The organism is Nocardia kruczakiae NBRC 101016, assembly GCF_001612965.1.
In the GTDB taxonomy this organism is placed as follows: domain Bacteria; phylum Actinomycetota; class Actinomycetes; order Mycobacteriales; family Mycobacteriaceae; genus Nocardia; species Nocardia kruczakiae.
This window is the reverse complement of sequence record NZ_BDBL01000064.1, coordinates 25,486-36,713: the sequence shown is the minus strand read 5'-3', so window position 1 is coordinate 36,713 and position 11,228 is coordinate 25,486. Positions and strand designations below refer to the sequence as shown.

Below are 11,228 nucleotides of genomic sequence, written 5' to 3'. Positions count from 1 at the left end.
CGTGGCCGGTGGTTTCCGCGGTCGTCCCGGTGGCGGCGGTGGTCGTCCGGGCGGTGGCGGCGGTCGCGGCGGTGCCGCGGGTGCCTTCGGCCGTCCCGGTGGCGCCCCCCGCAAGGGCCGCAAGTCGAAGCGGGCGAAACGCGCCGAATACGAGAACATGCAGGCACCGTCGGTCGGCGGTGTGCGGCTGCCCCGCGGCAACGGCGAGATCATCCGTCTTGCTCGCGGCGCCTCGCTGTCGGACTTCGCCGAGAAGATCAACGCCAACCCGGCCTCGCTGGTGCAGGTGCTGTTCAACCTCGGTGAGATGGTCACCGCGACCCAGTCGGTGAACGACGAGATCTTCGAGCTGCTCGGCGGCGAGATGAACTACGTCGTGCACGTGGTCTCGCCCGAGGACGAGGACCGCGAGCTGCTGGAGAGCTTCGACCTCAGCTACGGCGAGGACGAGGGCGACGAGGAGGACCTGCAGGTCCGCCCGCCGGTCGTGACCGTCATGGGTCACGTCGACCACGGTAAGACCCGACTGCTGGACACGATCCGCAAGACCAACGTCCGCGAGGGCGAGGCCGGCGGTATCACCCAGCACATCGGTGCCTACCAGGTCCTCACCAACGTCAACGACGAAGAGCGCCTGATCACCTTCATCGACACCCCGGGTCACGAGGCGTTCACCGCCATGCGTGCCCGTGGTGCCAAGGCCACCGACATCGCGATCCTCGTGGTCGCCGCCGACGACGGCGTCATGCCGCAGACGGTGGAGGCCATCAACCACGCGCAGGCCGCGGACGTGCCGATCGTGGTGGCGGTCAACAAGATCGACAAGGAAGGCGCGAACCCGGAGAAGGTCCGCCAGCAGCTCACCGAATACAACCTGGTGGCCGAGGAGTACGGCGGCGACACCATGTTCGTCAACATCTCGGCGCGTCAGGGCACCAATATCGAAGCCCTGCTCGAGGCCGTGGTGCTGACCGCGGACGCCGCACTGGACCTGCGGGCCAACCCGGATATGGACGCCCAGGGTGTCGCCATCGAGGCGCATCTGGACCGCGGCCGTGGTCCGGTGGCCACCGTGCTGGTGCAGCGCGGTACCTTGCGCGTCGGTGACTCGATCGTGGCCGGTGACGCCTACGGTCGCGTCCGCCGCATGGTCGACGAACACGGCGAGGATGTGGACGCGGCGCTGCCGTCGCGTCCGGTGCAGGTCATCGGTTTCACCTCGGTGCCGGGCGCGGGCGACAACCTGCTCGTCGTCGAGGAGGACCGCATCGCCCGCCAGATCGCCGACCGGCGCAACGCGCGCAAGCGCAACGCTCTGGCCGCGCGCAGCCGCAAGCGGATCAGCCTGGAAGATCTGGATGCCGCTCTGAAGGAGACGTCGGAGCTCAACCTGATCCTCAAGGGCGACAACTCCGGTACGGTCGAGGCCCTCGAAGAGGCGCTGCTCGGCATCGAGATCAGCGACGAGGTCCGGCTGCGGGTCATCGACCGCGGTGTCGGTGGTGTCACCGAGACCAACGTCAACCTGGCCTCGGCGTCGAACGCGATCATCATCGGGTTCAACGTCCGGGCCGAGGGCAAGGCCACCGAACTCGCCAACCGCGAGGGTGTGGACATCCGCTACTACTCGGTGATCTACCAGGCCATCGACGAGATCGAGAAGGCCCTCAAGGGCATGCTCAAGCCGATCTACGAAGAGGCCGAACTGGGTCGCGCCGAGATCCGCGCGGTGTTCCGCTCCTCGAAGTTCGGCAACATCGCCGGCTGCATGATCACCTCCGGGACGGTCAAGCGCAACGCCAAGGCCCGCCTGCTGCGCGACAGCGTGGTGATCGCCGATACGACGATCCAGTCGCTGCGCCGCGAGAAGGACGACGCCACCGAGGTCCGCGAGGGCTTCGAGTGCGGTATGACGTTGGGCTACAACGACATCAAGGAAGGCGACATCATCGAGGCCTACGAGCTTCGGGAGAAGCCGCGCGACTGAGTCGTCCACAGTGAACGAACGTCACGTTCGGTGCAGACATCGACCGAACGTGACGTTCGCTTCGCGGGGCGCTCGTCGCGACATGTGAAGAGGTGAGCCGTTGTTCGTCGGTGCATTGGAGTTCGACATCCTGCTCGGCGATGTGCACTCGTTGAAGGAAAAGCGGTCGGTGATCCGCCCGATACTGGCCGAACTGCAGCGCTTCGGCGTCAGCGCGGTCGAGGGCGGGGATCACGATCAACACCGCCGCTCACAGTTGGGCGTCGCGCTGGTCAGCTCCGAGATGGACATCTCACAGCGGTGCTGGACAAGTGTGAACGCCACGTGGCGGCCCGTCCGGAGTTACAGTTGCTGGCAGTACGCCGCCGCATCTTCGGACCCGAAGACTGAATGACAAGTGAGGAGGGCCCGCCATGGTGGATCAGGCCAGGGCACGCCGACTCGCGAAGCGGATCGTCACGATCGTCGGGACGGCGATCGAATACGAGATCAAGGATCCGCGGCTGCGTTTCGTCACCGTCACCGATGCCAAGGTGACCGGTGACCTGCGGGAGGCGACCGTCTATTACACGGTGATGGGTGAAACCCTCGCCGCCGAACCGGATTTCGCGGGCGCCGCGGCCGGACTGGAGAAGGCCAAGGGGGTGCTGCGCTCCAAGGTGGGCGCGGCCACCGGGATCAAGTTCACGCCGTCGCTGAGTTTCGTCCTCGACACCGTGCCGGATGCGGCGCGCGAGATGGAACAGCTGCTGGCGAAGGCACGTGCGGCCGACGAGAAGGTGGCGCAGGTCGCGGCCAATGCCACCCATGCCGGCGACGCCGATCCCTACAAACCCGACCCCGACGAGGAAGACTGACCGCCACGGCGGTCGATGCGGTGGAGGGGCCGGGTTCGCGAGGCGGTGCCCCGGTTCTCTCGCCGGAGAATCGAGCTTGGAGATGACAGCTGTGACGTCGTCGGCGGATCCGGCCGCGGCCGTCGAGGTATTGGCGGCCGCGCGATCGGTGACCGTGCTGTGTCATGTGCAGCCGGACGCCGACACCGTCGGCAGTGGGCTGGCGCTGGCGCAGGTGCTGCATCGGCGCGGGGTGCCGGTGCAGGTGTCGTTCGCCGAGCCGGCCGAACTTCCGGCATCGATGCGCTCGCTGCCGGGCGTGGAGTATCTGGTGCCGGCCGAACAGGTCGCGGCGCGGGTGGATGTGCTGGTCACCGTCGACTGCGGCAGCGTCGGGCGCCTCGGCGCGCTCGCGGACCGAATCGACGGCGCCGCAACCACTGTCGTGATCGACCACCATCGCTCCAACACCCGCTTCGGCGATGTGAACCTGATCGACGAGACCGCGGAGTCCACCACCAGTGTGCTGGCGCGCCTGTTCGATGCCTGGGGCGAGGAGATCGACCGGGATATCGCGCACTGCCTGTTCGCCGGTCTGGTCACCGACACGGGGTGTTTTCGCTGGGGCGGCCCGGGCACGCATCTGCTAGCCGATCGTTTGCTGGCCACCGGAATCGACGGGGCGGGAATCACGCGCACGCTGATGGACACCCATCCCTTCGGCTGGTTGCCGATGTTGTCGCGGGTGCTCGGATCGGCGCGGCTGGAACCGCGAGCGGCCGGTGGCGCCGGCCTCGTCTACGCCTTCGTCCACAGTGACGACTCCGACGGATTGCGGTCGGAGGAGGTGGAAAGCGTCATCGACGTCGTCCGCACCACCGCCGAGGCGGATGTCGCGGCGGTATTCAAACAATCGCGCACCGATGCCGGCTGCTGGACGGTATCGCTGCGCTCGCGCGACAGCGGTGTGGGCACCGGCGATGCCGTCGACGTCGCCCGCGTCGCGACCGGTCTGGGCGGGGGCGGCCACCGTTACGCCGCCGGCTACACCACTCACGGCACCGCCGAGAACGTGGTGGGCGATCTGCTCGCGGAATTGGCGCTCGGCCGGGAGAGCTGACCATGGCGGTGGACGCCGTCGGCAGCTCTACCGTTCACGATGCGGGTCCGCGCCGCATTCTCGGCATCGCGATCCCGACGCTGGGAGTGCTTGTCGCCGAACCGATCTACCTGCTGTTCGATATGGCGGTGGTGGGCCGGCTGGGGGCGCTGGCGCTCGCGGGCCTCGCCGTGGGCGGTCTGATACTCGGACAGGTCAGCACGCAGTTGACGTTCCTGAGTTACGGGACCACCGCCCGCTCCGCGCGCCGCCACGGCGCCGGTGACGAACGCGGCGCGATTGCCGAAGGGGTGCAGGCGAGTTGGCTCGCCGGGGCGGCCGGCCTGACGATCGTGGTTGTGCTGCAGGTGTTCGCACGACCGGTCGTGGATGTGATCGCCGGTGGCGACGATATCGCGGACGAGGCGTTGCGCTGGTTGCGGATCGCGCTGTTCGGGGTTCCGTTGATCCTGCTGACCATGGCCGGTAACGGCTGGTTGCGCGGTGTGCAGCAGACGCGTCGGCCGTTGGTGTATGTGATTGCGGGACTGGTTGTCTCGGCTCTGCTGTGTCCGCTGCTGGTGCACGGCCTGCTGGGCGCGCCCCGGATGGAACTGGCCGGCTCGGCAGTGGCCAATGTGGCCGGGCAGATGGTCTCGGGCGGATTGTTCGTGGCCGCGCTGATGCGCCGGCGGGTGCCGCTGCGCCCGCATCCGCGGGTCATGCGCGCGCAGCTGGTGCTCGGCCGGGATCTGATCGTCCGGAGTCTGGCGTTCCAGGCCTGTTTCGTCTCCGCCGGCGCGGTCGCCGCCCGGTTCGGCGCCGCCTCGGTGGCCGCCCATCAGCTCGTGCTGCAGTTGTGGAATTTCCTTGCCCTGACGCTGGATTCGCTGGCCATCGCGGCGCAGACCCTCACCGGCGCGGCGCTGGGCTCCGGTGACGCCTCCGGCGCGCGCGTGCTGGCGCGCCGGATCACACTGTGGTCCACCGTCTTCGCGGTGGTGCTCGCGGTGATTTTCGCCGCTGGGTACACCGTCATCCCCCAGGTGTTCACCGACGATCCGGCGGTCCTGGACCGGGTGCATGTCATCTGGTGGTTCTTCGTGCCACTCATTCCCGCCGCCGGGGTGGTCTTCGCGCTCGACGGCGTATTGCTGGGCGCGGGCGACGCCTCGTATCTGCGCAACACGACGATGGCCGCGGCGCTGCTGGGTTTCCTGCCCGCCATCTGGTTGTCGCTGAGCTTCGACTGGGGTATCGCCGGGATCTGGTCCGGGCTGAGCGCCTTCATCCTGCTGCGCCTGCTTGCGGTGAGCTGGCGGGCACTGTCGGGGCGCTGGGCTCGAGTCGGTAGCGAGATCCCGCGGCCGGTATGACCGAACCCCCACGCGGCGCCGTATTCGGGGAGGGTGGCCGGTACCCGACGGACGCGCTGCGGACGGTGTGCGCGGATCCGCCGCCGGGTATGCCCGCACGCGAGGGCCGGGTGTGCTGGCACGACGATGATCATGGGATGGTGGAACGGTGATGCCTAAGTTGATGGCGGTGAGCGATATCCATGTCGGTCATCAGGGGAACAAACCGGTGGTCGAGCAGATCCGCGCGGACTCGCCGGAAGACTGGCTGATCGTCGCCGGCGACGTGGGGGAGAAGACCGACGACATCCGCTGGGCGCTGCGCACCCTGCGCGAACGCTTCGCCAAGGTGATCTGGGTTCCGGGCAATCACGAATTGTGGACGACCACCAAGGATCCCGTGCAGATCAAGGGCGCTCCCCGCTACGACTATCTGGTCGCCCTGTGCCGCGACCTCGATGTGGTGACCCCGGAGGACGAGTTCCCGGTCTGGGAGGGCGCGGGCGCCGAACAGTACGGCGGACGGGTGACGATCGCGCCGCTGTTCATCCTCTACGACTATTCGTGGATGCCCGAGGGCGCGAACACCAAGGCCGAGGCCCTGACCATCGCCCGGGACCGCAATGTGGTCGCCACCGACGAATTCCTGCTGGCCAGCGACCCCTATCTGACACGCGACGCCTGGTGCCGGGCCCGCGTCCAGTACAGCAGGCGCCGCCTCGACGCGCTGGAGCCCGACACCGCGGTGGTGCTGATCAATCACTTCCCGATGCTGCGCGAACCCACCCGGATGCTGTTCTATCCGGAGTTCTCATTGTGGTGCGGCACCGAGGACACCGCCGACTGGCACACCCGCTACAACGTCGTGTGCTCGGTCTACGGCCACCTGCACATTCCTCGCACCACCTTCTACGACGGAGTCCGGTTCGAGGAGGTCTCCCTCGGCTATCCGCGCGAATGGCAGCGCCGCGGGCTCCCGGACAAACTGCTGCGCCAGATCCTGCCCGCCCCCGAATACGGCCCCGACGACCTCAACGAATGGGGTGGCCACTTCAAGATCACTCCGGAGATGCGGGAAGCCGCCGCGGAGATGCGCCGCCTCGCCGACCGCCGCCGCGGCGTGCGCTGACCTGGCAGCGCAGCCGCTGACCCACGCCGACACATCGCGGCGCGGTGCGAGGAACGGCGCGTCACCACGGCCGCCGGTGCGCTCCCCGGTAGTCCACGCATGCGCTCCCCGGGCGGCCCGCGCGGGGCGATTCGGTGTACTCGCGGTATATCCGCAGCCCCTCGCGGATCTTCCACGCGGCCCGCTCGAGCTCATCGGGCGTCAGCGCCTTGTCGAAGGCCGCCGCGTCCACGAGCTGGGCTCGTACCTGTTCCAGGTTCAGTCGTGCGTACTCCAGCGGCGTGAGCTCCATGCGCGCGAGACTACTCCACTTCGAACATACTTTCGATACCCGCCTGGGTGTGCGACAGGCGCACGCCCCGCCGGCTCAGCGGAAGCGACGCACCATGGTCACGCTCGTCGTACCGGCCCGGTTGACGATCGGCGAGCCGGGGACGACGGCGAAGCCCAGTCGCTCGTAGAGACGCAGCGCCGGATTGGTCTGGCGCACACTGAGACCCACCGCCTCGTAGCGCTGTTGGGCGTCGGTCAGCAGGCGCCGCAGCAGGGTGGTGCCGAGCCCGCTGCCGCGCAGCTGGGGCGCCACACCGATCGCGAGTTCGGGTGTCGCGTCGTCGACGTATCCGTAGCCGGGGTTGTCGGCGGGAAACAGCCGCAGCCAGGCAGCGCCCGCGCCGCCGTCGGGCCCGCCGACGACCCCCAGATCACCGGGGCGGCCCCACCCCTCGACGTAGCGGGCGAGTTCGGGCACCGAGCGCAGCTGGTCGGGGGACGTCATGTGCTGTTCGGCCGCATGGGCGGCTTCGAACAGCATCGCCCACAGCAGCGGTTCGTCGGCGGGCGTGGCGGTGGCGACTCGATAAGACATGCCGCGCGACTCTACGGGCGCCACCCACGACGGATCATCCGGTTTTCCGGCCCCGCCGAGGCCGCTTGCCCGGAGCTGGCCGAGTCCGGCTACCGCGCGCACCGCTAGGCTCGTAGCGCAGACAGGGTCGACTCAGGAGGCGGTCATCGAGGAACAGGCGCGCGTCATCGGCAGCATTCTGCCCGCGGGAGTGGCCGCGGCGGAGCTGTTGCGGTATCCGGAGGATCTGAAACCGCATCCCGGTGAGGAACATCTGATCGCGCAGTCCGTCGAGAAGCGGCGGCGCGATTTCATCGGTGCCCGGCACTGTGCGCGGCTGGCGCTGGCCCAGCTCGGCGAGCCGCCGGTGGCGATCGGTAAGGGCGAGCGCGGGATGCCGCTGTTCCCGCGCGGGGTGGTCGGCAGCCTCACTCACTGCGACGGTTACCGGGCGGCCGTGCTGGCGCATCGGCTGCGCTGGCGGTCGGTCGGCATCGACGCCGAACCGCACGACACGCTGCCCGAAGGCGTACTGGACTCGGTGAGCCTGCCCGCCGAACGGGACTGGCTGCGCGGCGCGATCTCCGCCACCGGACTGCATATGGACCGGCTGCTGTTCTGTGCGAAGGAGGCCACCTACAAGGCGTGGTTCCCGCTCACGCAGCGCTGGCTCGGTTTCGAGGACGCCCACATCACCTTCACCGTCGACGACACCGGTACCGCCGGCACCTTCCACAGTGCGTTGCTGGTTCCCGGGCAGACCGTCGACGGCGGGGCGCCGCTGACCGCGTTCGACGGACGCTGGACGATCACCGACGGGCTGATCCTGACCGCGATCGTGGCCGGCTGATGGCCGAACGCGAGGCGGTCGTGGATCCGCTCGGCGGCCTGCTCATCATCGACAAGGACGGCGGGCAGACCAGCCACGACGTGGTCGCGCGCTGCCGGAAGATCCTGCGCACCAGGAAGATCGGTCACGCCGGCACCCTCGACCCGATGGCCACCGGCGTGCTGGTGCTCGGTGTCGAGCGCGCCACCAAACTGCTCGGCCTGCTGAGCCTGACCACCAAGTCGTATACCGCGACCGTCCGCCTCGGCCAGGCCACCGTCACCGACGATGCCGAGGGGGAGGTGCTGGCCAGCATCCCCGCCGGCCATGTCGCCGACGCCGATATCGCCGCCGCCGTCGCCGCGCTCACCGGCGATATCGAGCAGGTGCCCTCGACGGTCAGCGCGATCAAGGTCAACGGTGAACGGGCGTACGCGCGCGCCCGGGCCGGCGAGCAGGTGGAACTGGCGGCCCGGCCGGTCACGGTCTCCCGGTTCGACATTCTGGGTCGTCGCGATATCGACACCGGCGCAACGGCATTCGTCGATCTGGACGTCGAGGTCGACTGCTCTTCGGGCACCTACATCCGTGCCTTGGCCCGTGATCTCGGCACCGCGCTGGGGGTCGGTGGACATCTGACCGCGTTGCGTCGCACCCGGGTCGGTCCGTTCACGCTCGAACACGCCCGCACCGTGGATCAGCTCGCCGACGATCCGAGCTTGAATCTCGACGTCGATGCCGCTGTGCGCCTTGCCTTCCCGCATCGGGAGATCGATGCCGACCAGGCCGAATCGCTGCGCGACGGTCGCTGGCTGGACCCGGTCGGCGTGCGCGGTGTGCACGCGGCCACAACCGCCGACGGCCGGACCATCGCCCTGCTGGAGGAGAAGGGCAAGCGCTCCTCGCCGGTCTTCGTGGTGCGCCCGCGCGGGCTCATCGACTGAGGCCGCGGCTACTCGTCGCCGTCGCGGGCCTGCTCCCGGAGTCGCTCGACGGCATCGCGCATATGCCCGGCCAGCAATTCGCGAACATGGTCCGGCGGGCCGGCGGCGATCGCCTCGCGCAGGGCGATGTGTTCACGGACCTGCTCGCCGAGGTCGGTGTAGGTGGTCTGCAACGCGCCCAGGCACATACGCGTCTCGATCAGGAGGGTCCGTGCCGCGCGCACCAGGCGCGGACTGTCGGCGCTGGTCACCAGGGCCTGGTGGAAGGCGTGGTCGGACTCGGTGACGCCGGTGGCATCACCCCGCGCGGCGCAGGCCTGCATGTCGGCGACACTGGATTCCAGTGCCGCGTAGGCGATCTCGCGGCGGCCGTCCAGGATCAGATCCAGCGCGCCGCCCTCGATCGCGGTGCGGGCCCGGTAGATGTCCACGACGTCGGCGAGGCTCAGTTCGATGACGAAGATGCCGCGGTGGCGCACGCTGTGCAGCAGCCCCTCCGAGACCAGTCGCTGCATGGCCTCGCGCACCGGTCCGCGGGAGACGTCGAATTGCGTGGCCAGATCGGCCTCGACCAGCTGGGTTCCGGGCGCGACCGTGCCGTGCATGATCGCCGTGCGCAGCCGGTCGGCGATCATTTCCGCCGTGGACTGCCGATTCACGGGTTCGAACTCAATCACCGACATGAATCGGCCTTTCCGAGAAGAGCGTCCCGAGCCCCGGTCCGGACGGCGGCGACACGGCGGGCAGTTCCGCCAGTCGCAGCCCCTGCCAGACGGTGACCTGGTTCGCGGTGAGTACCGGCTTGCCGAGCGCTGATTCCAGCTCCGGAAGCAGTTGTATCGTATGCATCGCGGTATCGGGAACGAGCAACGCCTCGGCGTCGGGATGATCGTTCGCCGCCGCCAGCGTCAGGACCTGCTCCCGGGTGAGGGTGCCCACTTCGGCGGCGGTGTCGATTCCGGCGCTCGACATCGAGACCACCCGGATGTCCGCCGCGGCGAGGAAGTCCACGAACAGGGCGGCCACCTCGTCGGGATAGCTGGCGCATATCGCGACGTCGCGGACACCGATCGCGCGCACCGCGTCGACGAACGCGAAACTGGTACTCGACGCGGGAACTCCGCAGTCGCGGGCGAGCCGGTCCACCTGATCGCGGGCCCCCTGCGGGCCGTAGACGAAACTGCCCGAGGTGCAGGCCCACACCACGGCCCGCGGTTCGAAGGGCGCGAGCAGTCGCGCACCCTCGCGCAACTTCTCCGGACTGCCGAGGTCGAGCAGTTCCGGCACCGCGTGCAGATCGGTGCCGTAGATGTGCGCGACCCGCAGGTCCACGCCGAGTTGTGCCGCGGCCCAGGGATATTCGTCCTCGGCGGCGTGGTCGGGGTAGATGAAGCCGACGGTCGGTAGCCGTTGCACAGCGCCTCCTAGAAAACGTTCTGCAGCCATTTGCCGGGACCCATCATCGGCAGTTTCATCCGTCCCAGGCAGGCCCACATGGTCAGTTGGTTGGCGGTCAGGACCGGCTTGCCGAGAAGTCGTTCCAGCGGCTCGACCAGGTCGTAGGTGGGGAGGTTGGTGCAGCTGACGAAGATGGCCTGGGCGGCGGGATCGTCGGCGGCCATGATGCGTTCGGCGATGGTGCGGTAGCCGACCTTCCAGATGCCGCCGCCCAGTCCGAGGTGGTCCGACCTCAGCACCTCGCAGCCGGCCTCGTGCAGGAACTCGTGCAGTTTCCCGGTGAGGATGTCGTCGTAGGGTGTGATGACCGAGAGCCGGGACAACTCCAATTTGCGCACCGCCTCGATCAGCGCGCCGGAGGTGGTGATCGCGTCCCGGGCGCCGGCCCGGCAGATGGTGTCGCGCAGCGACCGTTCGTAGCCCAGCCCCTTGATGAAGCTGCCCGAGGTGCACAGATAGGCGATGACCTCGGGCTCGACGTGCAGGACGTTGCGGGTGGCGGCGGTGAGATGCGCTGCGTCTGAGACCAATTCGGCCATTTCGAGGGAGACCGGCACCGGTTCGTACGGCGTGCGCGCCAGATGCAGGCTCACCTCCAGCGGCGCCCACCGCCACAGTTCGCGCTCCAGCGCCAGGTCGAACGGCGCGATGATCCCGATACCTCGTTGCGCGACAGGTCCGTCCAACTCGGGAAAATTCAGTTCCACGAGGGCCCCTCTCGCGTTCGGGCGACGAACCTCCGCA

12 protein-coding genes and 1 pseudogene are annotated in these 11,228 nt (G+C 68.6%); 8 read left to right on the top strand and 5 right to left on the bottom strand.

The annotated features are described in order from the left end of the window. The 6 genes and pseudogenes from infB to NK1_RS31200 all read left to right on the top strand — a co-directional run. On the top strand, positions 1-1,987 hold a 1,987-nt coding region (infB, locus tag NK1_RS31225; RefSeq protein ID WP_063014557.1), incomplete at its 5' end, for a translation initiation factor IF-2. Between the two features lie 100 nt (positions 1,988-2,087). Further along, positions 2,088-2,377: pseudogene (locus NK1_RS31220) on the top strand (DUF503 domain-containing protein). Between the two features lie 23 nt (positions 2,378-2,400). Beyond that, positions 2,401-2,844 (top strand): 30S ribosome-binding factor RbfA, encoded by a 444-nt coding sequence (gene rbfA, locus NK1_RS31215; protein WP_036503370.1) that lies wholly within the window; start codon positions 2,401-2,403, stop codon positions 2,842-2,844. An 82-nt stretch (positions 2,845-2,926) separates the two neighbouring features. Beyond that, on the top strand, positions 2,927-3,943 hold the full coding sequence (locus tag NK1_RS31210; RefSeq protein WP_063014555.1) for a DHH family phosphoesterase: 1,017 nt from the start codon (positions 2,927-2,929) through the stop codon (positions 3,941-3,943). A 2-nt stretch (positions 3,944-3,945) separates the two neighbouring features. Next, the gene (locus tag NK1_RS31205) at positions 3,946-5,298 is read left to right on the top strand and encodes an MATE family efflux transporter (RefSeq protein ID WP_063014553.1); all 1,353 of its coding nucleotides are present in this window, start codon (positions 3,946-3,948) and stop codon (positions 5,296-5,298) included. A 148-nt stretch (positions 5,299-5,446) separates the two neighbouring features. Then, on the top strand, positions 5,447-6,406 hold the full coding sequence (locus tag NK1_RS31200) for a metallophosphoesterase family protein (RefSeq protein ID WP_157104536.1): 960 nt from the start codon (positions 5,447-5,449) through the stop codon (positions 6,404-6,406). Between the two features lie 61 nt (positions 6,407-6,467). On the opposite strand, the gene NK1_RS31195 is transcribed toward NK1_RS31200, so the two are convergent. Both NK1_RS31195 and NK1_RS31190 read right to left on the bottom strand, forming a co-directional pair. Then, positions 6,468-6,698, bottom strand: a complete 231-nt coding sequence (locus tag NK1_RS31195) for a DUF6374 family protein (RefSeq protein ID WP_063014549.1) — start codon at positions 6,696-6,698, stop codon at positions 6,468-6,470. 75 nt (positions 6,699-6,773) lie between these two features. Beyond that, on the bottom strand, positions 6,774-7,274 hold the full coding sequence (locus NK1_RS31190; RefSeq protein WP_063014547.1) for a GNAT family N-acetyltransferase: 501 nt from the start codon (positions 7,272-7,274) through the stop codon (positions 6,774-6,776). A 190-nt stretch (positions 7,275-7,464) separates the two neighbouring features. Here NK1_RS31190 and npt point away from each other — a divergent pair, with 190 nt between their 5' ends. Further along, positions 7,465-8,103 (top strand): 4'-phosphopantetheinyl transferase Npt, encoded by a 639-nt coding sequence (gene npt, locus NK1_RS31185; RefSeq protein WP_281189208.1) that lies wholly within the window; start codon positions 7,465-7,467, stop codon positions 8,101-8,103. Continuing rightward, on the top strand, positions 8,103-9,026 hold the full coding sequence (gene truB / locus NK1_RS31180) for a tRNA pseudouridine(55) synthase TruB (RefSeq protein WP_063014545.1): 924 nt from the start codon (positions 8,103-8,105) through the stop codon (positions 9,024-9,026). The genes npt and truB overlap by 1 nt, the downstream gene beginning before the upstream one ends. Positions 9,027-9,034: 8 nt before the next feature. Here the strand turns inward: truB and NK1_RS31175 are convergent, their stop codons facing one another. Genes NK1_RS31175 through NK1_RS31165 form a run of 3 tightly spaced genes read right to left on the bottom strand, consistent with a single transcriptional unit; the run spans position 9,035 to position 11,191 of the window. After that, a complete protein-coding gene (locus NK1_RS31175; RefSeq protein ID WP_063014542.1) occupies positions 9,035-9,709 on the bottom strand; it encodes a GntR family transcriptional regulator in 675 nt (224 codons plus the stop codon). Then, positions 9,696-10,442, bottom strand: coding sequence for a maleate cis-trans isomerase family protein (locus NK1_RS31170; protein ID WP_245660959.1), 747 nt, complete (start codon positions 10,440-10,442; stop codon positions 9,696-9,698). The genes NK1_RS31175 and NK1_RS31170 overlap by 14 nt, the downstream gene beginning before the upstream one ends. An 8-nt stretch (positions 10,443-10,450) precedes the next feature. Continuing rightward, complete coding sequence (locus tag NK1_RS31165) at positions 10,451-11,191, bottom strand: maleate cis-trans isomerase family protein (protein ID WP_063014540.1); 741 nt, start codon at positions 11,189-11,191, stop codon at positions 10,451-10,453. Between the last annotated feature and the right edge of the window lie 37 nt (positions 11,192-11,228).